Consider the following 23,766-nt stretch of genomic DNA (forward strand, 5'->3'; position numbering starts at 1 on the left):
TTTCCACGTTCAGTCCTCTTTGTTCCGACCAAATATCCGTTTAGGTATAAGCGTTAGCGCTTATCCGAATGGCATTACGATGATATTCATCGGGCGTTTTTCTTATAATTATAAAGGGGTACGCAGTGGCTTAAAAGTGCAGTTGAATCACTGAAGTAACAACAGCGCCAGGGCGACGAACACCGTCAATTTCGACTTTAATTTCGCGTTCAATTTCTAAGCCTTTGCGGATAGGCGTCACTTTAGAAAGGGTGCTGACTGCACGTACGCGATTGTCTGCTTTAACTGGGTAAGGGAAGCGAACCTGATTTAAACCAATATTCACCACCATTTTAGCGGTAGGGAACATGTTTTTATCTGGATCAACGCTGTCAGTTAACTTAGGCAATAGTGCCAGTGTTAAGAACCCATGAGCAATCGTCGTTTTAAATGGAGACTCAGCTTCAGCGCGCTCAGGATCGGTGTGGATCCACTGCATGTCTTCGGTCACTTGACCAAACTGGTTGATGCGCTCTTGTGATACATCAAGCCAATCGCCAATATGAATAACATCACCAATTTGTTGTTGAAGCTCTAGGTACAAAGCTTGCGCTTCAGGCTTCATTTCGATTGGTTTCGGCTGCTGTGGAACGACTTGATCTGGTTTTACTTCATCGTTGACTGCTGGAGTGTGAAAATCACGCAGGCGTGTAAACAGATGACGATTATGAGCCTTGTTAACAATCTCTCCCCAGTACTCACGCACTGTTGGTGTCATCCAGTGCATAAACTCTGAATGATGCTTAGAATTTGTTAGACCGCGATGTTTAAATAAGTCAGCGACTTTCATAAAAACCTCAGATAAAGACTATTCGACTCTGTTAATTCACTAATTTTGAAACAGTTCACACTATTGTGCAATGACTTTCGGGCGTACAAGTGTTACCTGAAAGTGCTTTTTCATATTTAAATTAATTAGTTATAAATAAAACACTATTTTATTGTAAATGTGTGAGTAGAGCTTTTAGCTCAGAGAATGAGGCGGAAATCACGTTGTGAAGAGTGAACCCTTCTCAGCAACTGCTTAGTTTCTCAGCACTTAAACCATAGGCTGCGAATTAATGCTTTACAAGCTTAGGGCTTATACCTAATATACGTCCCGCAACGGAGAGATGGCTGAGTGGTTGAAAGCACCGGTCTTGAAAACCGGCATACGTTAATAGCGTATCTAGGGTTCAAATCCCTATCTCTCCGCCACATTCAGTAAAAAGGCCGCTAAGAAATTAGCGGCCTTTTTCGTATCTACAGTACTGGCAATCACCTAACGGTATGTCTTTCTATGTGCTAAGTCCCCAAGTACGTTTAGGTTTCTTCCCTGTCATTCTAAGTAAGTCAGTTCGAATTATTGGAATGGTTTGCGAAACCCAGTAAGAAATGCATTGGTCAGCGAAGAATAGAGCCTCAGGTTAACATGTGATTTGACGTTGGGTGTTTGAATCAACTTCGGAGATGAATTCTAGCCATTCAGAAACGGGTAGAGGGCGAGCGAAGTAATAGCCCTGAGCACAAGAACAGCCAATTTGGCGTAAAGCCTCTACGTGTGATTCGGTCTCTACACCTTCGGCAATGACTGAAAGATCAAGCACCTCGGCAAGTTTGAGGATGGCACTGGTGATTTCGTAATCCAATTTGGATGTATTCACTTCTCGGATAAATGTACGATCAAGTTTGATGCAGTCTGCAGATAGGTTTTTGAGCATAGAAAGGGAAGAATACCCAGTTCCAAAGTCATCAATGGCAATTCGGTAACCTTTCGCATGCAGTTTTTCGATAGTCCGAGAGCAGGTTTCAAAATCACGCATCATATCGCGTTCGGTTATTTCTAGCAGGAGCTGTTCTGGCTTACACTCAGTCTCGTTAAGAATTTCTTGTAACTGATCAGCAAGATCTGTTTTATAAAACATTCGTGCGGAGAAATTGACGGAGATGATTAAATTGTCGATATTCGTACCAGCGCGTTTCCATTCAGTAATTAGCGTGGCGACTTTTCGGAACACCCATTTGTCAATTTCGATAATGAGGTCGGTTTTTTCTGCCACTTCTAAGAAGTCGAAAGGAGGCAATAAGCCAAGCGTCGGGTGTTGCCATCTGACGAGTGCCTCTGCCCCTGCAATACGCTGGCTTTCCAGATTCACTTTGGGTTGGAAGTGGACGACTAATTCATCGTTCTTGATGGCATTGTGTAATCCCATGTTAATTTCGATGAGGTCAGTGACTTCATGTGTCATCTGATCGGCATAGATACGATATTGGTCTCTACCGTTTCTTTTCGCATGATACATGGCAGTATCCGCGTTTCTCACCAAAGTTTCTCCATCTTCTCCATGAATAGGAAATTGACAGATCCCGATACTAGCAGAGACAAAAATCGTTCTATCTTCAATATAATACGGCATTCTTAATGCCTTATTAATTTTATCGGCAATCTGTTCACCCTGTTCAGAATTCATATCGGCGAGGACTATCATGAATTCATCCCCACCCATACGCGCAACGAACCCCGAATCGCCGATAAGCTTGGTAAGAATCTCAGAAATACTCACCAATAAGTTATCTCCAGAGGCGTGACCGAGTGAGTCGTTAATCGTCTTAAACTCATCAATATCTAAGTAAAGGAGGAGGAAAGGGCTGGTGTTTGATTGTGAAAATGTAATCTGTTCATCAAGCTTTTTGGTTGCTAACAATCGGTTCGCAAGTAATGTCAGTGGATCGTGATGAGCAAGAAAGTCGAAGTTCTTTTTCTCTTCATGGAGCTCTAGGTACGCTTCTGATAGTCGTGATGACATATTGTTATAGGCGTTTTCGATGAGGCTCCATTCATCGGTACGCCCCAAGTCGATAGGTTTTTTGGTACCGTTGGAAACGAGTCTATCAAAGCCGTCCTTTAGATCATCGAGTGGCTTTCTGATATGGAGGCTAACCACTCGATTAATCAACAGTACAGAAAGCAGTATCGCAAATATACTAATCACGATGGCATTGAATCGAGATTGACCTATTTCTTTCTCAAGTTGCTGCGTTAGTTCGACCGCTTGCGTTTGTACGCGCTTTTCTGTCCCTTCTACCATTCGCAGTAACTCGTTTTGAGCGCCAACTAATGCTTCCATTACAATCCAACGTTGTTCAAGGTTAGCGCGGATTCGACGTAGAGCGGCATTATAGCGCTTAACGGTTTTCTGGATTTTTTTCTTTTGAGCAACGACCTCAGGCGTGTGTATGTCCACGTTTTCAAGGTGAAGAAGCAGTATGTCTAGCTCTTTTTCAACTTCAATTAGCAATACCTTTTCAGTCTCAGGCGTGATGCGGCTATGGATATCGCCAATCATTTTACCTGTGGTGAGGAAGGCTTCCCGTAGCATATTGACTAAATCGATCTCGTTATTGTAATGCTGGATACCATGGCTATTTAGTTGAGCTATCTTGCTGTCAGCAATAACAAACTCTAACTCATTAATTTGAATAGCGAGTCGAGTATCAATCTTATGGGTTTGTTTTAAAATTCGGTTTAGAGCAAGTGAACTTCCTAGAAATCGATGGAAGTTGTCAATAAATGCATCAATCTTGTTAGAGAATGTTTTATTGGTAGAGAGATCTCTAAGTTTTTGAAGTTGTAGATCAATATTGAATGCTTGAGCTGACAAGGTACTTTCACTGAACAGAAACGTCTGTTCGAGTAATTTGACTTTTGACGTTAGGTCAAACACGCGGCGACTGATTTCTGAATTAACGATTAGCTCAGATACATGGGTACTGGTTTCTGTTTTTAATGTAGATTCGACGTAATAGAGTGAGCGGATTACTATCAACACGGCGACACTTACGATAAGTAAAGAAACCAAGCTAGAAATGATGAGGCGCTGCGTGATATTGATGTTTTTTATAATCATTTCGGCTTCCAAATCTTTAAATAAGCTTCGCGATAACCGTTTTGTGGGTCATAAATGCCACTTGCTTGTTGGCTGACAAGTTCGTCGACGTTATCCGGTGTAACCAAATGAACTGGAGCAGAATAGCCACTGGGTTTTAAACCGTTAAAGGCTCGGTTAAGTTCGTCAATGATTTGCCAACCTTGCAAATACAAAGGTTCAGGAACGGTCGCTAGTTGAAAATCATCGTTGTTAATTCGTTTGTATGCCGCCTTACTTCCGTCTCCGGCTGATATGTTACTTGGGACGTGATCGAGTGACTCTAAAGAGGGGATAGCATAATCAATGTATAGGTCGTTTATGGCTAATATATGGGTGATTTTTCTATCATATTTATTCCAAAGACTTTCCATTGTTTTAGGCATTAGCTCTGAAATCTTATCTAATGGTAGATCGTTAACTTCCAATAGCTCGCAATCTTCGCAACGCTTAATAGTGTTCGCCATGGTATCTGATTTTATCGTGGCAATTTTGTAGTTTGAGTCGGTGAAAATAAGCGTGTTCGCTTTGCCTTCTGAATTTGCGATGGCAAGCAAGGCGGCAATTTCTGCGACATCTAAGGGATCGGTAGTGATGTTCATATATAGGCCTATGTCATCATTACCACCCGCTAACTCTGTTGCATGCCACCCGATAACGATGATGCCAAGGTTTTGAGCAAATTTTAGGACATCCCTATGCCTTACAGCATCAATGCCACCAAGAACGATTGCGTCAGGCTCAAAACCGATCGCTTTTCGAATCGCGGCGCCTTGACGGACTTCGGAACCAACGCCGTCGAGAAACCTCAAGTGCCAATCAAGGTGCGAATTGGCCTCAGACATTCCTTTTCCCACGCCATAAACGCCGCCATTTCTGAGATCAGATGCAACGAAGATAATACTTTTTTCGTAAACCGCTTGCGGCCCATTAGTAGGACCGTCCCAAGTCGTATTACTGGAGACTGCTTTTTGTACTTTTGCTTTTGCGTAGTCAAGAAACGTTTCGCTACTGTTGTTCGCGTAACTATAAGAGCTAGATACTGCACAAAAGATCACGAGCAAGCGCCTAATCAAAATCGCCATAAATTTATAATGTGTAATTCATCTGATAATTTTGGTGTATATATTTATAATAATGTTATTACACAATCAAACAATTGGTAACATTTATGGTTTACTTGGTTGATAAAATAGTAAATAAGTGTGTCTTAGTAGTTCTTTTGTTTAGTCCTATAGCGGCATTAGCACATGAATCAGATATGGATGAGAAAAGTCATATCTTCCATCATTTTCAATCTGCTGTGAGTGAAGAGCCGAAGTCAATCAAAAGTGACATCGTTAAGAAAACGATCCAAATTGCACTTATCTATCCGAGTGCTGATATCTCAGATTTCTGGGTTCGTAACTACACGGCACTTACTAAGCGCTTGTCGGCATTGAATATCTCTTATGAAGTTACCGAGTTTTCATCAAAGCAAATTGAACATTCTCTTCAAACGCAGTACACGGACAAGGTGCTGAGCGGTGAAAAAATGTACGACTTTGTTATTTTTGGTCCTTCGGAGTTGGATCTGCAAGCCAATAATATTCAAAAACTATCGGCTTCTAATGATTTCAAAACTTTCATATGGGCTTTCCATACGCCTAATGAAAACTGGGAGTCTCAACCGGATGCATGGTTTGATTTCTCTAGCAGCATGGGCGCAGAAGTGCTTTGTGGACACGTGATTGAACATTTGGGTAAAGATATCGAGTTTGCTGCGAATAGAGGGATCCCTGGTATTACAGATACCCAGCGTTCACAAGGATTTATTGATTGCGTCGAAGAGCAAGGCGATTGGTTAACTGTCTATGAGCATTTTGGCCAATATCAAAAATTAGGTGCTGCCGATGGGGTGAAACTCATTCTGGATAATTTCCCTGAAGTAACCATGATCCACAATGCAAATACTGCCATGACAATGGGAGCGGTTGATGCGCTGCGGGAAGCTGACAAACTTGACCCTATTTATGTCACTGGCTGGGGCGGTACAGCGAAAGAGATTGAGAAAATCCGAGCAGGAGAGCTAGATGCGACGCCTATGCGCATGAGTGATGATCTCGGTGTCGCGACTGCAGAAGCCATAAAGTTTCATTTGGAAGGCCGGGCCGTTGAGGTACCTTTAATCTACTTAGGTAGGATTACCGTGGCACATAACGAAATGAGTGATGCTGAAATTGATAATCTTACGCGAGAGGCCTTTCGTTATTCTGGCGTGAATGAATAGGCGTCCCTTTGTTCCCCACATTCAGTAAAGAGGCCGCTAAGAAATTAGCGGCCCTTAACGCGGAATTGCTGCGGAGTGACATCAAAATAGGCTTTAAACGCTTTGATGTAAGAAGAGTCGTTTTGGTATCCCACTTGATCGGCAATGCTTTGAATTGAACGATCTTCGTCTAACAAAGAGAGTGAGTAAATCAGCCTGATTTGTTGCCGCCATAGCTGAAACGAGGTGTTGAATTCTTTGGAGAACAAGCGTGACAATGTTCGCTCCGACGCACCGACTTTCTCTCCCCACTGTTTGAGTGAAAAATCTAATGCTGGTTTGTCAGTCAGCGCTTCGAATATCAGCTTTAAACGCCTATCTTTTGGCAGCAGCAATTGAAACGTTTGTACATTGTCTTTCATGATTTGATCGTGCAACACAGCGAGCAGGCGCAACACTTCCTCATCACTCACTAGCCCTTCACACTGGCGGCGTATTTCTTGTAGCAACTCATTTAAGAACGGCGTCAAGGTGATGGTTCGAACTTGATGCTCATATTCAGTACCAAAGGCGGGGTTAAGGTAGATGCCGACAAATGTCGTATGGCTAAGGGCGATAGATTCATGTTGAATGCCCGCAGGCACAAACAGCGCAGAGGTGTGTGGTACAAGGTGCTGATAGTAATCTGTTTTGGTTTGTAGCAAGCCTTTGATGGGGAAGATGACTTGATGCCACGTGTGTTGGTGCATCGCATCGATGTAACCTTTAGGCATGTCGATAGTTTTGACCAGCGCTGGTGAGTGAGGATTTGCTGCCATCATTTCATTTGAGGTCATCACACCAGAGTGAGAATCTATTTGGCGGGTTAGCATTGTTAACTGTCCTTACATCCCTATACTGACACGAGTTCACTAGGCTATCATGCTCAACAGTGTGAATGAAGCCGAGAAGGACAACCTATTACGGTATTAATCTTCAGGCAATAAGGAAGAGATATGAAGAAGTTGGGTGTTATTAATAGCGTATTGGCGGGCAAAACCGTTGCCTTTGCACATGGTGCGAAAAGTGCGATTAACAAACAGGTTCTACCGAAGCGTCAGCATGCAACAGAACTGGGTTTTACTAATGATGAACAAGGCGACCCGCGCTTTCATGGCGGCATTCAAAAAGCCCTTCATATTTACCCAAGCGAACATTATCCCGTTTGGCAGCAAGAGCTAGGCGATAAAGCGATTTTTCAATCCGCTGGTGCGTTTGGTGAGAACCTTAGCTCAAGCGGTGTGACAGAAGAGTCCATTTGCTTGAAAGATAAGATCCGCATCGGCTCAACATTATTGGAAGTATCTCAAGGACGTATGCCTTGTTGGAAACTCAACGTACGCTTCGAGCAAAGCGATATGGCGAGAAGGCTGCAAGATACGCTCCGAACAGGCTGGTACTTCCGAGTTTTAGAACAAGGTGATATCGGCGCAGGTGACGAGATTATTTTATGCGAAAGACTTTACCCAGACTGGTCGCTAGCTCGCATCATGGGCGCGGTATTCACTGGTAGCCTAGATAAAGCAGAACTCAGCCGATTGGCCGAACTGCCGTTGGTTGAGTCTTGGGGCAAACTTGTCGAACGTCGCTTAGAAACTGGCGAAGTGGAAGATTGGGAAATGCGCTTGGTTGGCCCCACTGTCGGCTGATGTTCGACCTTCATTAAAATGGCTTGTTAGGCCACTAATCGGATGTCATCTGATTAGTGGCTTTTTGTTATCTTGTGACTCTGTAAATAAGAAGGCTGCATCTTTCTAAAGTTCTATCCTTTGAGCTTACTAACATAATCAACAATAAATACTCGCTACACTCTGCCTCGTTTTATCCTACTTTTCATTCACCTTCATATTCTCTTGGAGAACCCAATGGCGACCATGAAAGACGTCGCGGACTTAGCGGGTGTTTCGACCGCGACTGTCTCACGAGTGATTAACCGCACTAGTTATGTAGAGCCTGTAACTCAAGAGCGTGTCGAACGGGCAATCAAAGAGCTCAACTATCGTAGGGATGCGCGCGCAACCGCTCTGGCAAATCGCAGTAACAACACACTTGGTTTGTTAACGGGTAATTTGGCTGACCCTTTCTTTGCACTTATTGCTAAAAGCGTTGAAGAAGTCGCCCGTGCGAATGGGTGTCAGCTAGTGGTGGTCAGTGGGGGGCATAATGCTCAGCGAGAAAAAGAAGGACTCGACTTTCTCATTAGCCAAGGTTGTGAGGCGATGGTCGTTCACTCAAAAATGCTCGATGACACCACCTTGATGCAATACGCTGCGCAGCTTCCTGCTATGGTGTTGCTTAACCGTACAATCGCACAAATTTCCAATCGTTCTGTCTGGGTAGATAATCGAGCGGGAGCACGCCAATCGGTCGAATATTTGATTGAGCAAGGTCATCGTAAGATTGCCTGCGTTACCAGTGATTTACCTATTGAAGATCGAACAGAGCGTTTAGAAGGTTATCGGGAGGCGATGGACGCAGCCAATCTTGACATCCCGACTGGATGGGTGATTAACCAAAATTTCAGTGAGTCGGGCGGTGAAGAGGCAGGGCGCCAGCTTGTCCAATCGTGCCCGGGTGTCACAGCGGTAGTGACGTTCAATGATGTGATGGCTGCAGGTTTAATGGCAAGCTTGCATGAACAGGGCTTCTCGGTGCCGGATGATATTTCCATTGTTGGCTTCGATGACGTTTTGTTAGCACGTTATCTCTATCCACGACTAACTACTATGTATAATCCGATCGATGAAATGTCGACATATGCAGCGAAACTGGCGTTAAACTTAAATAAAGATGGTTATTCTCCGCCAAACCAGCACCAATTTAAGGCTGACTTAGTGACTCGTCAAACCGTTAAAGCAATAGAAAAAATTGGATAAAACTGTGATGAATATTACATTCGCATACCTCATGTAAGCGCTTACATGAAAACGACACACCGCTCTCATTTTGCCTATTATCTGACCGTTACTATCTATTCCGAACAAACCCTACATCGATCCTGAGGAAAAATAACATGACAAACTCAAAGCCTCTCCCGTCGTTCGGATTAGCACTCGCCCCAATTGCGGTGATGTTTGCACTTCTGGCTGTCGGATACGGAATGCTTGGACTTCGCATTGAAGTCCTATTACTGATTTCAGCAGTTTTCACTGGTCTTATCGCATGGAAGATCGGCTACAACTGGGATGACATCATTAACGCCATCGTAGAGAAATTGGCTAAAGCGATGCCAGTTATCCTGATTCTAGTTTCAGTGGGCGGCCTTATCGCCAGTTGGATGGTCAGTGGCACAATCCCTTACATGGTTTACTGGGGACTTAAAGTCATCAGCCCTGAATACATTCTAATTGCCGCTTTCTTTGTTACTAGTGTTGTCTCTGTTTGTACTGGTACTTCTTGGGGCTCTGCTGGTACCGTTGGTGTTGCGCTAATGGGGGTTGCAGCAGGTCTTGACGTGTCACTTGCCGCTGCGGCTGGTGCAGTGGTATCTGGTGCGTACTTTGGTGACAAAATCTCACCACTATCGGATTCAACTAACTTTGCCCCTGTGGTTTCGGGTACTACTCTGTATGAACACATCCAACACATGCTTTACACGACTCTACCGGGTTTTGTGATTGCATCTGTGGTGTTCTTCTTTGCTGGTCAAAGTGCTGATATCGCTAATATTCACGAGCCAGAGAAAGTGGTCCAAATCATCTCGGGCTTAGACAATCTCTACAACTTCAACATCCTACTTCTTATTCCGCCAGTGATGATCTTGTGGGGCGCATTAACTAAGAAACCTGTTCTGCCACTGATGCTTGGTGCATCAGCAATCGCAATTGTGCTAGGTATGATTTTCCAAGACTTTTCTCTAAAACAAGGTTTCCAAGCTTACGTCGATGGCTTCAACCTAGCGATGTTTGAAGCTAACGGTCACAGCGTAAATAGCTTAGTGCCAGATATCGCCAAACTGCTTAACCGCGGCGGTCTGTTCTCAATGATGAGCACAATTCTATTGGTATTCTGTGCGTTCGCTTTCGCTGGTATTTTGAGCCTGACAGGTGCACTAAACGTGGTACTAGGTAAGTTCCTACACGCGATTCACACCACAGGTCAGCTGATTGCTTCGACTGTAGTGGCAACCATCACTGTGGTTTTCACCACCTCTGACGGCAAGTTAGCGCTGTTGATTCCGGGCGAGTTGTTCCAAAACGCTTACCGCAAAATGGGCTTAGACACGAAGAACCTGTCTCGAACCATCGAAGATGCCGGCACTATCATTGAGCCATTGGTTCCTTGGACAGCGGCAGGTATCTACATGGCAGGTACGTTAGGCGTGGCAACGTTGGATTACCTACCATGGGCAATTCAGTGTTACACCGCCGTGATCTTCGCTCTCATCTATGGCTTCACTGGCTTTGGTATCGCAAAAGCAAAGCCAGAACAAAACGAACAACAGATTGCTGACGAGCATTCAAATACACCAGCAGTAGAAACAAAATAAGGTAAATCATTGATGAACGCTTTCGACCAAATTCTGAACCGCAAGGAAAGTGGCTCTGTTAAATGGGACTTTATGCAGCAAAAGCTGGGATTGGCTGGGACGGATCTACTCCCAATGTGGGTCTCCGATTACGATTTTAAAGCTCCGAAAGTGGTGTTAGACGCGCTACAACAACGTATTGAGCATGGGATCTTTGGTTACGCAGAACGCGATGATGCCTACTACCAAGCGACGATCGATTGGTATCAAAACCAGCATGATACCCACGTTAAGCGTGAGTGGATCACTACGGTACATGGCGTACTTCCTGGTCTTGCGATGGCATTGCAAATGCTCACCGACAAAGGTGATGGCATTGTCATGCAAAGTCCAGGATATGGCTCCTTCCGTAAGATCATTGAATTCAACGATCGTGTTGTGGTCGAAAACCCACTGACAGAAACCGAGGGTGAATATCAGCTCGACTTTGATCATCTCGAAACCTGCTTTGCTAATGGTGCAAAAGCAATGATCTTTTGTAACCCACATAACCCTACAGGGCGAGTTTGGTCTGAAAGTGAAATAACAAAGGTTGCCGAACTGTGTGAGCAGTACCAAGTGTGGCTGCTCAGTGATGAGATATGGGGTGATTTGGTAGTTGGTGATGCGCAATACTATTCAGCTTTGCGTCTGCCACGAAATCTCACAAAACGCCTGATAGTGGCAACGGCTGCAAGTAAGACGTTTGGCTTGTCTTCACTGCGAATTTCTAACTTTATGATTCCAGATGAATCACTCCGAGCACAGTTTACTCGCAGGTTAGATGCTCATGGCATGGACGTGTTCAATAGTCTTTCAATGAGCGCCGCCACCCTTGCTTATCAAGAATGTTCAGGTTGGTTAACCGAGCTAAAAGACTATTTGCGAGCTAACATCACCAAGCTTGAGCTGTTTGTACAAACGCAACTGCCAAAGGTGAAGTTTGTCTCCCCACAAGCAGGCTATTTGGTTTGGTTAGATTGTCGTGCGCTTAACCTAACTGACACTGAACTGGAGCAAAAGTTTGTCGAGGCTGGGCTTGTACCAAGCATGGGCATTGGTTTCGGTAAAGAAGGCTCTGGCTTTGTTCGCCTTAACCTAGGCTGCCCAGTAGGCACATTAGATCAAGCCTTGGTGCGAATCAAACAAGCGCTAAGCTAGTCGTACAAACAATAGATAAAACAAAGCCACGCTACTCAATCAGAAGCGTGGCTTCTTATATCTAATTTTAAGCGTCGCGATTGTTATCTAGCCAATTCTGCAGACGTTGAGAGTGTTCCAGCATCTGCTCAAGTTGCTTCTCGTCCCATTGCTCAAAGCATTGGTCAACGGTGGGCAGAAAGCTCATAAACGCACTTTGAACCTTGTCCAACCCCTGATGATTAATACGAATCCACTTCTTACGCCCATCTTGTTCGTCTTTACGAATCTCTATCAAATCCATTTCAGACAGCTTGTTCACCACCTTAGTGATGCCAGGCTGGTTCATTTGCATCACTTCTGCTAATTGACTGATCGTCTGCTCTTTGCCTGGGTGGCGAGAGAAGTGATTGAGCAGATTAAACTGAGATTGATTAATGCCATGAGGTGCCAAAGCTTTACTTAACCAGGCGTCAGTTAGCTGATTTATTATTCCAAGTGATATCAATAGCTTGAATGAGTTCTGCTGTTTTTCTGTCAACATTTTATAGAATACCCTTGATTTACATTCCGTGGAATGTATATTTATTCCATGGAATGATTCTAGCAGTTCGAGGGATAACATGAACAGAAGAAACTTTATCAAAGTCTTAGGAGCAGGCGGCGTTGTTGTCGCGGCGAGTCCAATTTTGGTTAATCAGTTGAGTACATCCAATAGCGTCACTTATCGGCCGACGCATACCTATGATGATATAAGAAAGACACTGCTCAGTTACGCGATGCTAAGTGCGAATCCGCACAACATTCAGCCATGGAAGGTAGCGTTACCAAATCAAAATCAGATTCTCCTTTACGTCGATTCTGAGCGCTTGTTACCTCAAACTGATCCGATCCATCGTCAAATTCATATCGGTCAGGGAACCTTTATTGAAGGGTTAGTGATTGCGGCAACGCGTTTTGGTATTCGAGCTGAGGTTGAGTATTTTCCGCAAGGGGAGTACGACAATCAGAGCCTTGAAGAAAAGCCGGTCGCAGCGATTACTTTAACTCCCGATCCAGAGGTACAAGCTGATCCTCTGTTTGGTTATCTGGCAATTCGTCAATCGACAAAGACGCCTTACCAGACTGATATCGTGGCTGAGGACCAATTGGCTCTTATACAGAACATTACTGGTGGCGATGGCTTTGCGATGAAGTTTATAAATGCGAAGAGTGACAATGGGGCAATGAGCCAGTTTCTTACTCAAGCCATGACGATCGAAGAGCAGCAAGCGGCGAGGAGCTTGGAGACGATTGCCATGTTCCGTTTTAATGACAAAGAATTTGCAGAGTACAGAGATGGGTTTGGCTTGGCGCAAAATGGCGTCTCTGGCGCGAAACGTTGGCTAGCGGAAAAGCTGTTTGTGACCCGTGAAAATGCAGAGAGTGACCCTAAACGCTTTGGTGAAGAAGGTATCAAAGCGACGCAAAAAGCGGCTGAAAATGCCCCTCACTTTGGCTTATTAGTGAGTGAGGACAACAGCCGTTTAGCCCAGGTAAAATGTGGACGTATATATCAAAGAATCAATCTAGTCACGACGTCGATGGGCTTAGCACAACACCCTATGAGCCAGATTCTTCAAGAATACTCCGACATGCTGCCGTTACAGGATGAGTTCAAACAGCATTACGCAATTGAATCGAATCAAACCGTACAAATGTTGTTTCGCTTAGGCAAGTCAGAACTGACTCCATCGTCGCCGCGCCGAGAAGTGAGCGATATAGTACAAGCGTAACTCAAACAACTCTGGACCAAGCCACTTACAAAATGTGAGAGACGTAAGTGGCTTAGCTAGCGGTTATTTTGCTTTTGGGGCAGAGCGCTTTGCTTTGCCTTGGAACTGCTTAATGCTTTTCTTAGCATTGGTTCGGCGGTTGGCTTTCTTATCGCGAGGGGCGCGTTTGCTCTCACCGGTTGATGGTTTATCAGTGACCGGAAAACCTTCAAGGTCTTGGGTTGGCAATTCACGCTGAGTGAGCTGACGAATGGCATTTAATGCGTCGGTTTCACCATGGCAAACCAGTGATATTGCAACACCTTGCTCTCCTGCACGGGCTGTACGTCCGACTCGATGAACATAGGTTTCCGCATGCATCGGCAACTCAAAGTTAATCACCACTGGTAGTTGCTCGATATGAATACCGCGCGCTAATAGGTCGGTAGCAATCAACACCTGAGTTTGCCCAGACTTAAACTGCGCCAGCGCTTCTTCTCGCTCTGCTTGGCTCTTGTTACCGTGCAGCGCATCGGTTGAGATACCCGCTTTATTTAGCTTCTTCGCCAAACCATCGGCGTTCTCTTTTGCTCCAATAAACACCAACACCTGCGTCCAAGCGTTCTGCTTAACTAGCTCAATCAAAGCTTTGGTTTTGCTTCCTTTGTTAACTAGATACAGCGTTTCAGTGATCTCTTGGTTTGTACTGTTTTCTTGGTGCGCCGCCACCTGTTTGGGATCGCACATAAGTAGCTTGGCTTTCTGCTTCAGTTCATCAGAAAACGTGGCTGAGAACATCGCGGTTTGGCGTTTCGTTGATGTTTTCGACGCAATAGTTTGTACATCCGGCCAAAAGCCCATATCGAGTAGACGATCCGCTTCATCCAACACAAGGTATTGCACGCCGCTTAAGTCTAAACCGTTGTTGGCAAGGTCAACCAAACGACCTGTCGTAGCAACAAGAATATGAGGATTTGCCGCTAGCGCTTGTAGTTGCTGCTCTTTATCGACGCCACCGCACAAACACACCGAGTTAAGACCAAGATCCTGACCAACTTGGTTAATCGCCTCACTCACTTGAGTCGCCAGCTCTCGTGTTGGTACTAAGATAAGCGCTTGCTGCTGAGGATTTGCGTGTAACTTTTCCAATAAAGGCAAACCATAAGCAAGGGTTTTTCCGCTGCCCGTATTTGCTAATGCCAATATGTCTTTACCCGCCATCAGTTCAGGGATCGCCAATGTTTGAATATCAGTCGGCTTTTTGAAGTCTTGTGGCAGTGCTTGGATAAGTTCAGAACTTAATGAAAGAGTAGAAAACGGCATGTGCAGGCCTTTTATTTAACGGCGTTGGAAACAATCACGGTGCGACAGTACGCAGGCGCGGACTTTACCACAATCGAGATGATTAAGTGTAATGCTTTAAGGCTCAGTGTTGATTACGCTGATGCTTCGATAGAGTTTATTTATTGCCTCGACGTAAATCCATAGATAGTAAGAATCAATTAAACCCGACTTAATTGACTGTTTATCTTCGCTCTATCGATAGCTTAGGTCGAAGCTCTTAGGATCTTGATGTTTTAATCAATAACATCGAGAGAGATATGAAGCATCCCATTCCTAAAGTTTTGGCGTTAGCGTTGGTTTCTGCCTTCGCTCATGCAGAGTCAGCACCTGAGAGCAGTGAGCAAGTTCAAGATATGTCTGACCCATTAGCGGTATATACTCAAGGTGGCTTTGGAGTCTCTGATAAAGGCCTAAACCTGAAAGTGGGTCAGACGTATGACACTGGCAACCCTGACACGATGGCGATGAATATCATTGAAGTAAAAGGCATTGCGGGCGAACAGTTGGGTTGGAGCGGTTCGAGTAAACGTGATGATTCGATTGATAGCCTGCGTTTTCGCAACTTTAGTGTCGACACCACCAGTGGCCGTGGTGCGCAGCTAGATATGAACTATAACGTTGCAAAAGAGCAACTGGATACCTCGTATAGCTTTATTCAAGCATTGCCAAAGTGGGGAGCGCTACAGCTCTATCCTCTAGCTGGGGCAGGTGTACGAATCACCAATGGGCAAGTCGATACCACGGTCGATACTGAGTCAGGCACTTACCCCATTGATAAGAGCATTGGCTATACCATACCTGGTGTTTATGGTGTGGTAGGTATGTACAGTAAGCTGGCCATTACCGATAAGATTTGGGTGAACTACAACCCTATGTGGTTAACCGCGATAGCGGGTTCGGATGACTTTATGGAGTCCGCATTTGGTCAAGGAAACAGTGAAGTCTTTGCCAACGAAGTGTCACTCTCTTATCAAATTACTCCAAGATTCAATGTGCGCTATTTTGCTAACTGGACACAGGAGCAAGAATTCAAAGAAGGCGATCAAAGAATCGAAGTGAACTACCAGTTCTAGTTCGCGACAAGGCCAGTTAGTAATACGACTAGCTGGCTTATTATTATTTACTCTTTTTGCTCACTCTCTACTCTCAACCAGAAAGCTCTGATCTTAGTGTAAACATCCGGTTGTTTGAGAATGTCGGTATGGTTGTAGTTAAAGCCATATATTTCTTCTGCTTGTTCTTGCGCTTCTACCCTTAGCTGACTGCTCATCAAAATCGTTCCATCACTGCTCGCCCCGATATCTCCTGTCCCTTTGTCGTACCCAAAGATCAATAAGTGTGGTGGCCGAAGGTTTTTCCTGTCAGATGGAAATAGGTTTTGGATCGCGTGACCATTTGGCATCAAGCCAGTCCATGATGGCATTGCGACCGGAGAATACTTCACACCAGACTCGGCAGATGGCACACCGCCGAAAGGGGAGGCGATAGACGTAAATGATCGAATAGAGTGGCATCGATTGCCGACACTACAGACATTGAGGTAACGCTGAGTTAAGACCCCACCCATGCTATGAGCGACAATATGAATAGGACGGTATTGATACTGTTCGTTGAGTTGTCGCATTAAACTGGCGACAGAGTGTGCTAAGAAAGTGAGTGACAAAGATGAAGGGTAATTAACAAGCCAAGGCTGGTACTTATCTTTATCCAAAAAAGCGATCATCTCTTCAAAGTCTTGACCGCTACCGCCCATACCGTGAATAAATAGCACGGGAATCTTTGCGGGATCATAAGCTTCAAGGAAGAAGATTCCCCCGTAATCGTTTTCAACAAACTGCAGCGGTTGCCACATCCCCATCTCTTTTGCTCGCGCAGAAAACACAGGGTCATCTAATGTGACGACAGCCCCAACACGATCTTCTCTGACTTTAAACTCTAGGTAGGGCACGACAGCTAACCCATCCAAAGTAGGTACACCACCAATTTTCTTGTTATCTGATTGAATAAAAACTCTATTGTTGACTAATGTCTCTTGTTTGAAGAGGTAACTAGGTTCGCTGAGCTGATAGGTAAAATCGAAATTCTGGTCTTCAAAGACAAAGATGTAGTCAGTCAAATTGAAAAAAGAGGGGAAAGCCGTTTTATCGGTTTTTTCCATTGAATTGACTGTGAGCACACTCGACTTATTGAGCTCACTGAGCTGAACAATAATATGCCTTTTTGTGCTATCAGTAGTAGGGACATTGACGGTAATTTCTTTGTATATACTGTCGACGGCTTGCAAGTCAGAGCGTAATGACAGTAAGTTGCCACAGCCGATCAACTGTAGGCTCAGTAAAGTAACTAGGGATAATTTGAACATCATTTCCATATGTGCTCTGTGCGTGATGTTCTTATCATAGCGGTGTCAGTGACTGGATGTAAAACAAGTAAACTGACTGTGAATACTTTGACCAACAAACGGATATCGGTTTATGAGATCTCTATAGGTGTGAAATTCGAGGAATGACAGGTGTAAAAAAGCCCGCGGACTAGACGGGCTTTGACTTAAACAACTATTTGGATTTTAGTAATGGTTTAAGGCGTTACAACACCGAACCACATGTCGAATTGATCAAACACGGACATGAGTTTGTTAAATTCAACTTGATCAGAGACTCTAAAGTCACCAGCTTTGATTTCCTCCTGCAACGTTGCTTGTTTTGTCATCATGTTTTCAAATGCTTGACGGGTCATAGTAATCGTTAGGTCAGCATCGCTAAACTGCTTGTCTGAGTATGATTTAAGTACTGAATTGCTTAAATTCATGGAGTACTGACCATCGCCTTCGACATTGATATTGACCTGAATGTCTAATCCTTTCGCCGCGTCAGGTTTTACCGTTACGCCTAAGTAGTTCATGAACTGATCAAATGGCATATTTTTCGCGATTGCCGCCGTGTTTGGTGTCGCGACTGGCTTGATACCTTGACGAAGCTCTTTTGCGCCGCCTAGGTAGTAGTTACGCCATGGGCCTGATTCTGATTGGTAACCAAGTTGCTCCATTGCATCGGCTTCTAGGTAGCGAGCGTCCATATTATCTGGGTTAGCGAAGGTGACATTGTTCAGTAGTGTTACTGCCCAGCGGTATTCGCCTTTTTCAATCGCTGTTTCAGCGAGATCGATAACCTTGTCTTCACCGCCCATCGCTTCAACGTATTTGGTGCCTTGCTCTGTTGGTGTTAGCGGGTTTAGGTTTGCTGGGTTACCGTCCCACCATGCGCCAAAATAGAAGTCGTACGTTGCACGTGCGTTGTGCGATACCGTGCCGTAGTAACCGCGGTTGTACCACTCTTTGCCTAATGAATCTGGCAACTTGATTGATGCTGAAATCTCATTTGGTGTGTAACCTTTGTTGGCTAAACGAAGCGTTTGGTCATGAACAAATTTGTACATGTCGCGTGTTTTCTCTAGCTGGTTTTGGATTTTTTCTTTACCAAACGTTGGCCAGTGGTGCGATGCAATCATGGTGTCTGCTTTATCACCATAGGTGTGCAGTGCTTCGTCAATGTACTGTGCCCAAGAAGAAGCATCACGCGTTTTTGCACCACGTAACGTAGAGATATTATGGATGGTGTGCGTCATCACTTCTGCTGCCATCATGGTTTTGTATTGCGGGAAGTAGAACATGAATTCAGAAGGGGCTTCTGATTCTTGCGCCATAATCACTTCTAACTCAACGCCATCTACTTCCATCTCCTGACCAGTGATGTTGGCGATGTGGGTAGGTTTAACAATGCCCGGAGCGCCAGAAGAGGTTGTTTTACCTAGACCACCATCGACTTGGCCTTTGCTGCTTGCATCAAGCAAGTTACCGTACATGTAAGATGCGCGGCGTGACATGGTGTTACCCGCCATTAAGTTCTCAGCGATCGAGTGATCAAAGAAACCTTCCGGTGCAAGAATCTCAACCTTACCTGCATCAATGTCTTCTTGGCTTGTTACACCTAAGATGCCGCCGAAATGGTCGACATGAGAGTGAGTGAAAATCACACCTGTAACTGGTAAATCTGCAACGTTATCACGCAGAAGTTTTAAGCCTGCAGCAGCAGTTTCTGGAGAAATCAGTGGATCAACCACTACCCAGCCATCATCACCTCTAATGAAGGACATCACTGAAAGGTCAAAACCGCGGACTTGGTAGATGCCATCTTTGACTTTGAATAGACCATCAAGATTGTTGAGTTTTGCTTGGCGCAGAAGTGACGGGTTAATGGTATCGGTGTTTTTATCTTGTTCTATAAAATCGTACTTGCTGAAGTCCCAAATAACTTTACCGTCCGTGTCTTTGATGGTTTTCTCTGGCCAAGTAGCAATGAAACCACGGGAAGCGTCGTCAAAATCGCTTTGATTGTCGAAGTTTAGGTACTGCTTCAGTTGTTCGTTTTTTGCGACAGTGAAGCTTGACGCGTCTTTGGCTGCATTGGTTGTTGACGCCGCGAAACTGAATGCCGGCGCAAGAGTGGCAACGATAGCTAAAGATACGATTGATTTTTGAAAGTTCATAAGTCATCTCTCTCTGATAGTGCGAACGGGTATGCGTTCGTCGATGAAGAGATAATATGAAGTTTGGATTTATCAATCGATAGGCTTAAATTTAAATGTGGATTTAGTTTTATTTAATCCACATCGCATTTAGCGAAACCGCTTAGTGACTTTAAGTAGAGACTCTTTAAGCCATTGGTGTCCTGTATCTTGCTGTTGGGAGTGATGCCAAGTCATATAAATCGGCAAAGGCACCGATTTAAAGGGGAGCGGGAAAACTTGAAGCTGGTGGCCTGGAGCAAGTAGATCGGCGTGCCATTGACTTGTCACACACAGCCACTCGGTCTGCGCCGCCATCATCACGGCATTACAAATCGAATCGGTCTTATAGACGATATGGCGGGAGGGTTGTGGTTCACAAGCGAGTGAATCGAGGATGTCTTGATTAAAACGTTGTGTTCCCCACAGTAGGTGCTTCTCAGTAAAGAACTGCTCGTGCGCGAGCGAGCCCTGAATGCGTGGATGATTTTTACTACATACAACAACGAGCGGCAGTTCAAATAGGAATTCATTATGATAGCCGTGCTCGTCTAAAGGGATGGTCGTGATAATAAGATCGACTTTACGCATACGCAGATCATCTTGGCGGCTACTTTCGTTGATATGCTCGATATCGGCGGAAAGTTTCACGTTCGGTGCGTGCTTAGCCCGATACTCTATCATTGGTGGCACTAACATGAGGTCGAGGTCTTTATGGCTAGAAATACGAAACGTCCGCTGGCTAGCTTGTGGGTTGAAATGTTGTCTCGATTTAGCGCCATTGAGTAGTAGGTTCAACGGCTCTTGGATCTCTTCGTGCAATTCGATAGCGAAATTGGTCGGTGCAATGCCACGTCCTTTACGAATAAACAGTGGATCTTGGTATTGCTCACGAAGGCGGTTCAATGCGTGGCTGACTGCAGGAGCCGTAATGCCTAAGCACTCTGCGGCTTCATTGACGCTGCGCGTTTTCATTACCACATCGAATGTTTTGAGTAGATTCAGGTCCATAGTTATTCCTATCGTTCAGTTCTAGCTAAGCGCGCTATCACCAAGAAATCATATCTGGGTTGAGTTAATTAAGATAGACAGTCAGGTATCTCTGGCGAAATTAGTAACCATCGTTGCTACTTAGCCTACTCAAAATACGATTTCAGTTTATCCCTTAACCAGATATTGGATGGGCTTTTGCGCACTCGATTATGGGCCATTAAACGATATTGGATTGGGATATCAGTAAACGGTAGTTTTAGTACTTGGATATCTAATTTATCGGCGAACAGCTTAGCGATGCTGGCTGTCATGGTTGCAATGCAGTCACTGGTTGAGACCATCGACATCTGTGAAACTAGAGAGGTACATTCTGCCGCAACCATGCGTTCGCGCAGGCTCTCTTCAGTGAAATAATCCGCCAGATAAGCATCTTCTCGGCGCAGTTTCAAAGTAATATGTCTCTCTGCATAGAACTGATCACGGCTGATGTTTTGCGACACTCTCGGGTGACCTTTGCGGGCAATGACACAAATTTGGTCGTCAAACAGGGCTTCAGTGAAGAATGCATTGGTCGCATGCTCCGTAAACTCGATGGCTAAATCGGCTTGGTGCTGATTTAAACCATGCAGCAGCCTTTCTTCGTTGGAGTGGGTGGGTTGGAGCTCAATGGTGACATTACCCAGCGTCATGTCAGCTTCAATTTTAGGTAATAGCATTAGCATCACGGGCTCAGACGTGTAAACGACGAACTTATGTGGATGATTAGTACTAAACCCGTTGAGACTTTCTAACGCATTGCTGATTTGGATCAGGGCGGGCTCCACATGACGAATCAGTTCTTGGGCGTGATGAGTAGGGGCGATCCCTCTGCCAGAGCGAACAAATAATTGGCTGCCTACTTGTTGTTGTAACCTTTTGAGCAAGCCACTGACTCCAGGTTGGGTCATCCCCATCTCTTCGGCGGCAAGCGTAATAGATTGATGTCGATAAACGGCGATAAAAACTTTGAGGAGATTCAGATCTAAGTCATTGAGCATAATGGCCTACACATAATGAATTGTGATGTCTTAAATACAGTTTCATGCATGTATTGCTATGTGTCAACGGGGTAAATTAGCTTCATACCCGATATCAAACCCCAAGAGGTTCATCATGAAAACTCGATTTGCTCCTTCAGTTCTTTCTCTCGCAGTTGTTATGTCATTTGGCGTATCAGCCAATGATTATGCATCAATCGATACCTATGAAGGCAAACCTGCAACCGAGCACACAGTGAAGGCGAATGCAGCGATGACTAAAATCCTACCATGGGAAGATACTTCTGCATTTGAGCGTACAACTCGCGGCCTAATTGCTGAGTTCGGTACGCACGAAGCTGGCGAACTAAAAAATCGTTTTGAGTACATGACGGATATGTCAGTAAAAGATCTACCACCAACGGTGAACCCATCTATTTGGCGTCAGGGCATGCTTAACTACGCTGCTGGTGGTTTGTATGAAGTGACGGACGGTGTTTACCAAATTCGCGGTGCTGACCTTTCTAATATGACCATTTATCGCACCGATAACGGTTATGTTATTCACGATCCTCTGCTATCAAAACAAGCTGCAGCGGCATCTTGGGAGTTCGCTAAGACACATTTACCAGCGATTAATGGTGAGCATAAAATCACAGGGCTTATTTACTCTCACATGCATGCTGATCACTTTGGTGGCTCTCGCGGTGTTGTTGAGTCTGGTGATTTCGCTGAAGACGCAAAAATCTATGCGCCAAAAGACTTCATTAAAGAGCTGGCAGATGAAAACGTCATTGCTGGTACCGCGATGGGCCGACGTGCGAACTACCAATATGGCACAACGTTAGATAACAACACTAAAGGTATTGTTGATAATGCTTTAGGCTTGGGCACCTCACGTGGTGAAGTGACGTTAGTTGCGCCAACAAATGAAATTCAAGAGCGTGAAAAAGTCATTACCATTGATGGTTTGGAGTTCCACGCGATCAATATGCCAGGAGCAGAAGCGCCGGCAGAGATTGTACTTTATGTACCTGAGTATCGTTCACTCAATACCGCAGAACTTACCTATGATGGTATGCATAACATCTACACATTCCGCGGTGCAAAAGTTCGTGACTCTTTGGTTTGGACTAAGTACTTAACTGAGCTAAAAATGCGCTATGTTGATAGCGGCTTAGTCGACAATATTCACGCGGCTCACTCGGCACCAGTTTGGAACAACGCCAACACTGACGTTAATGAAATCTCAGAGTACATGACGCTACAACGCGATAACTATGGCTTTATTCATAATCAGTCGATGCGTTTAGCGAACCACGGCGTAACGATCAATGATGTTGGTCGCGAGATTGAGAAGATTGTTCCTCAATCACAAATTGATACTTGGCACACTAATGGTTATCACGGTTCATACAGTCATAACGCTCGCGCAGTCGTGAACTTATACTTGGGCTACCACGACATGAACCCAGTGAACACTAACCCGCTACAAACGACTGAAAAGTCATGCGTTTATGTCAACGCAGCAGGTGCAGACACCTTGTACAAAGCAGGTATGAATCACTTTAACCAAGGTGAGTACCAAGAAGCGTCTCAGCTATTTAATGACTTAGTGCAATGTGACCCTAATAACATCGATTACCGTTTTGCATTAGCAGACAGCTTTGAGCAGCAGGGGTATCAGTCAGAAACCATGGCATGGCGTAACAGCTATCTGCAAGGTGCAGTAGAGCTACGTACTGGTGATATTCAACCGTCAATTAAATTGGCTTCAGCAGACGTGATTGCCAATACGCCAACAGGTATGTTCTTAGACTTTATCGCGGTAAGTTTGAATGCACCTAAAGCAGAAGCGGCAGAGCTAAACTTTAACTTTGGTGTTTACCACCCAGATATCGAAGAGCGCTACTACGGTGAAGTATCGAACGCGAACATGTCGAATATCGAGGTCGAGAAAATCCCAGCGGTTGATGTTGAGCTAATCATCCATAAATCAGACTTTACGCGAGTTGTTCTAGGTGAAACAACACTAGATGAGCTAGTAAAGTCAGGCCAAGCAGGTATTAAAGGCGATGCGTCTCTTATCAAGCAGCTAGGTGGTTCACTCGATAAGTTCGACGGCCTGTTTGAAATCTTACCGATGCCGACTAAATAGTTGAGTGAGTAGTAAAACGAAGCCCCGCAATTGCGGGGCTTTTTGTTTAGATAATGAGCG

At 44.8% G+C, this 23,766-nt stretch carries 18 protein-coding genes and 1 tRNA gene; 9 read left to right on the plus strand and 10 right to left on the minus strand.

What is annotated here, in order from left to right:
- Positions 1-130: 130 nt before the first annotated feature.
- Positions 131-829: a MaoC family dehydratase gene (locus ACHUFZ_RS03180; RefSeq protein ID WP_394125850.1), complete on the minus strand. Its 699-nt coding sequence runs from the start codon at positions 827-829 to the stop codon at positions 131-133.
- A gap of 316 nt (positions 830-1,145) precedes the next feature.
- On the opposite strand from ACHUFZ_RS03180, the gene ACHUFZ_RS03185 reads away from it, so the two are divergent.
- Positions 1,146-1,236 (plus strand) — tRNA-Ser (locus ACHUFZ_RS03185).
- Positions 1,237-1,445: 209 nt separating this feature from the next.
- Here ACHUFZ_RS03185 and ACHUFZ_RS03190 read toward each other — a convergent pair.
- Both ACHUFZ_RS03190 and ACHUFZ_RS03195 read right to left on the minus strand, forming a co-directional pair.
- Complete coding sequence (locus tag ACHUFZ_RS03190; protein ID WP_394125851.1) at positions 1,446-3,926, minus strand: putative bifunctional diguanylate cyclase/phosphodiesterase; 2,481 nt, start codon at positions 3,924-3,926, stop codon at positions 1,446-1,448.
- On the minus strand, positions 3,923-5,029 hold the full coding sequence (locus tag ACHUFZ_RS03195; RefSeq protein WP_394125852.1) for a substrate-binding domain-containing protein: 1,107 nt from the start codon (positions 5,027-5,029) through the stop codon (positions 3,923-3,925). The genes ACHUFZ_RS03190 and ACHUFZ_RS03195 overlap by 4 nt, the downstream gene beginning before the upstream one ends.
- A 176-nt stretch (positions 5,030-5,205) precedes the next feature.
- Here ACHUFZ_RS03195 and ACHUFZ_RS03200 point away from each other — a divergent pair, with 176 nt between their 5' ends.
- Positions 5,206-6,213, plus strand: a complete 1,008-nt coding sequence (locus tag ACHUFZ_RS03200) for a substrate-binding domain-containing protein (protein WP_394125853.1) — start codon at positions 5,206-5,208, stop codon at positions 6,211-6,213.
- A 44-nt stretch (positions 6,214-6,257) separates the two neighbouring features.
- On the opposite strand, the gene ACHUFZ_RS03205 is transcribed toward ACHUFZ_RS03200, so the two are convergent.
- The gene (locus tag ACHUFZ_RS03205; protein WP_394125854.1) at positions 6,258-7,064 is read right to left on the minus strand and encodes an AraC family transcriptional regulator; all 807 of its coding nucleotides are present in this window, start codon (positions 7,062-7,064) and stop codon (positions 6,258-6,260) included.
- Between the two features lie 123 nt (positions 7,065-7,187).
- On the opposite strand from ACHUFZ_RS03205, the gene ACHUFZ_RS03210 reads away from it, so the two are divergent.
- The 4 genes from ACHUFZ_RS03210 (at position 7,188) to ACHUFZ_RS03225 (ending at position 11,899) form a co-directional block, all read left to right on the plus strand.
- Positions 7,188-7,880 (plus strand): MOSC domain-containing protein, encoded by a 693-nt coding sequence (locus ACHUFZ_RS03210; protein WP_394125855.1) that lies wholly within the window; start codon positions 7,188-7,190, stop codon positions 7,878-7,880.
- Between the two features lie 216 nt (positions 7,881-8,096).
- Positions 8,097-9,107, plus strand: coding sequence for a LacI family DNA-binding transcriptional regulator (locus ACHUFZ_RS03215; RefSeq protein ID WP_394125856.1), 1,011 nt, complete (start codon positions 8,097-8,099; stop codon positions 9,105-9,107).
- Between the two features lie 137 nt (positions 9,108-9,244).
- The gene (gene nhaC, locus ACHUFZ_RS03220; RefSeq protein ID WP_394125857.1) at positions 9,245-10,720 is read left to right on the plus strand and encodes a Na+/H+ antiporter NhaC; all 1,476 of its coding nucleotides are present in this window, start codon (positions 9,245-9,247) and stop codon (positions 10,718-10,720) included.
- 12 nt (positions 10,721-10,732) lie between these two features.
- A complete protein-coding gene (locus ACHUFZ_RS03225) occupies positions 10,733-11,899 on the plus strand; it encodes a MalY/PatB family protein (protein ID WP_394125858.1) in 1,167 nt (388 codons plus the stop codon).
- A gap of 67 nt (positions 11,900-11,966) precedes the next feature.
- Here the strand turns inward: ACHUFZ_RS03225 and ACHUFZ_RS03230 are convergent, their stop codons facing one another.
- Entirely contained in the window at positions 11,967-12,422 is a 456-nt protein-coding gene (locus tag ACHUFZ_RS03230) for a MarR family winged helix-turn-helix transcriptional regulator (protein WP_394125859.1), read from the minus strand.
- Positions 12,423-12,501: 79 nt separating this feature from the next.
- On the opposite strand from ACHUFZ_RS03230, the gene ACHUFZ_RS03235 reads away from it, so the two are divergent.
- The gene (locus ACHUFZ_RS03235) at positions 12,502-13,653 is read left to right on the plus strand and encodes an Acg family FMN-binding oxidoreductase (protein WP_394125860.1); all 1,152 of its coding nucleotides are present in this window, start codon (positions 12,502-12,504) and stop codon (positions 13,651-13,653) included.
- Between the two features lie 63 nt (positions 13,654-13,716).
- On the opposite strand, the gene ACHUFZ_RS03240 is transcribed toward ACHUFZ_RS03235, so the two are convergent.
- The gene (locus ACHUFZ_RS03240) at positions 13,717-14,955 is read right to left on the minus strand and encodes a DEAD/DEAH box helicase (protein WP_394125861.1); all 1,239 of its coding nucleotides are present in this window, start codon (positions 14,953-14,955) and stop codon (positions 13,717-13,719) included.
- A 278-nt stretch (positions 14,956-15,233) separates the two neighbouring features.
- On the opposite strand from ACHUFZ_RS03240, the gene ACHUFZ_RS03245 reads away from it, so the two are divergent.
- Complete coding sequence (locus tag ACHUFZ_RS03245) at positions 15,234-16,049, plus strand: hypothetical protein (RefSeq protein WP_394125862.1); 816 nt, start codon at positions 15,234-15,236, stop codon at positions 16,047-16,049.
- A 47-nt stretch (positions 16,050-16,096) separates the two neighbouring features.
- Here the strand turns inward: ACHUFZ_RS03245 and ACHUFZ_RS03250 are convergent, their stop codons facing one another.
- The 4 genes from ACHUFZ_RS03250 to ACHUFZ_RS03265 all read right to left on the minus strand — a co-directional run bounded on the left by ACHUFZ_RS03250 (position 16,097) and on the right by ACHUFZ_RS03265 (position 21,569).
- The gene (locus ACHUFZ_RS03250) at positions 16,097-17,347 is read right to left on the minus strand and encodes a lipase family alpha/beta hydrolase (RefSeq protein WP_394125863.1); all 1,251 of its coding nucleotides are present in this window, start codon (positions 17,345-17,347) and stop codon (positions 16,097-16,099) included.
- A 206-nt stretch (positions 17,348-17,553) separates the two neighbouring features.
- Positions 17,554-19,521 carry an alkyl/aryl-sulfatase gene (locus ACHUFZ_RS03255; protein WP_394125864.1) on the minus strand — a complete coding sequence of 656 codons (1,968 nt, stop codon included), beginning with the start codon at positions 19,519-19,521 and terminating at the stop codon, positions 17,554-17,556.
- A 129-nt stretch (positions 19,522-19,650) separates the two neighbouring features.
- Positions 19,651-20,550: a LysR family transcriptional regulator gene (locus tag ACHUFZ_RS03260; protein WP_394125865.1), complete on the minus strand. Its 900-nt coding sequence runs from the start codon at positions 20,548-20,550 to the stop codon at positions 19,651-19,653.
- 125 nt (positions 20,551-20,675) lie between these two features.
- Positions 20,676-21,569 carry a LysR family transcriptional regulator gene (locus ACHUFZ_RS03265; protein ID WP_394125866.1) on the minus strand — a complete coding sequence of 298 codons (894 nt, stop codon included), beginning with the start codon at positions 21,567-21,569 and terminating at the stop codon, positions 20,676-20,678.
- 115 nt (positions 21,570-21,684) lie between these two features.
- On the opposite strand from ACHUFZ_RS03265, the gene ACHUFZ_RS03270 reads away from it, so the two are divergent.
- Positions 21,685-23,706: an alkyl/aryl-sulfatase gene (locus ACHUFZ_RS03270; protein ID WP_394125867.1), complete on the plus strand. Its 2,022-nt coding sequence runs from the start codon at positions 21,685-21,687 to the stop codon at positions 23,704-23,706.
- The last annotated feature ends 60 nt before the right edge of the window (positions 23,707-23,766 follow it).

Source organism: Vibrio hepatarius (assembly GCF_043642085.1).
Taxonomy (GTDB): Bacteria; Pseudomonadota; Gammaproteobacteria; order Enterobacterales; family Vibrionaceae; genus Vibrio; species Vibrio hepatarius_C.

Excerpts from the sequence above, each read along its gene's own strand:
- ACHUFZ_RS03180 (WP_394125850.1), bottom strand. The coding sequence starts at position 829 with ATGAAAGTCGCTGACTTATTTAAACATCGCGGTCTAACAAATTCTAAG.
- ACHUFZ_RS03190 (WP_394125851.1), bottom strand. The coding sequence starts at position 3,926 with ATGATTATAAAAAACATCAATATCACGCAGCGCCTCATCATTTCTAGC.
- ACHUFZ_RS03195 (WP_394125852.1), bottom strand. The coding sequence starts at position 5,029 with ATGGCGATTTTGATTAGGCGCTTGCTCGTGATCTTTTGTGCAGTATCT.
- ACHUFZ_RS03200 (WP_394125853.1), top strand. The coding sequence starts at position 5,206 with ATGGATGAGAAAAGTCATATCTTCCATCATTTTCAATCTGCTGTGAGT.
- ACHUFZ_RS03205 (WP_394125854.1), bottom strand. The coding sequence starts at position 7,064 with ATGCTAACCCGCCAAATAGATTCTCACTCTGGTGTGATGACCTCAAAT.
- ACHUFZ_RS03210 (WP_394125855.1), top strand. The coding sequence starts at position 7,188 with ATGAAGAAGTTGGGTGTTATTAATAGCGTATTGGCGGGCAAAACCGTT.
- ACHUFZ_RS03215 (WP_394125856.1), top strand. The coding sequence starts at position 8,097 with ATGGCGACCATGAAAGACGTCGCGGACTTAGCGGGTGTTTCGACCGCG.
- nhaC (WP_394125857.1), top strand. The coding sequence starts at position 9,245 with ATGACAAACTCAAAGCCTCTCCCGTCGTTCGGATTAGCACTCGCCCCA.
- ACHUFZ_RS03225 (WP_394125858.1), top strand. The coding sequence starts at position 10,733 with ATGAACGCTTTCGACCAAATTCTGAACCGCAAGGAAAGTGGCTCTGTT.
- ACHUFZ_RS03230 (WP_394125859.1), bottom strand. The coding sequence starts at position 12,422 with ATGTTGACAGAAAAACAGCAGAACTCATTCAAGCTATTGATATCACTT.
- ACHUFZ_RS03235 (WP_394125860.1), top strand. The coding sequence starts at position 12,502 with ATGAACAGAAGAAACTTTATCAAAGTCTTAGGAGCAGGCGGCGTTGTT.
- ACHUFZ_RS03240 (WP_394125861.1), bottom strand. The coding sequence starts at position 14,955 with ATGCCGTTTTCTACTCTTTCATTAAGTTCTGAACTTATCCAAGCACTG.
- ACHUFZ_RS03245 (WP_394125862.1), top strand. The coding sequence starts at position 15,234 with ATGAAGCATCCCATTCCTAAAGTTTTGGCGTTAGCGTTGGTTTCTGCC.
- ACHUFZ_RS03250 (WP_394125863.1), bottom strand. The coding sequence starts at position 17,347 with ATGGAAATGATGTTCAAATTATCCCTAGTTACTTTACTGAGCCTACAG.
- ACHUFZ_RS03255 (WP_394125864.1), bottom strand. The coding sequence starts at position 19,521 with ATGAACTTTCAAAAATCAATCGTATCTTTAGCTATCGTTGCCACTCTT.
- ACHUFZ_RS03260 (WP_394125865.1), bottom strand. The coding sequence starts at position 20,550 with ATGGACCTGAATCTACTCAAAACATTCGATGTGGTAATGAAAACGCGC.
- ACHUFZ_RS03265 (WP_394125866.1), bottom strand. The coding sequence starts at position 21,569 with ATGCTCAATGACTTAGATCTGAATCTCCTCAAAGTTTTTATCGCCGTT.
- ACHUFZ_RS03270 (WP_394125867.1), top strand. The coding sequence starts at position 21,685 with ATGAAAACTCGATTTGCTCCTTCAGTTCTTTCTCTCGCAGTTGTTATG.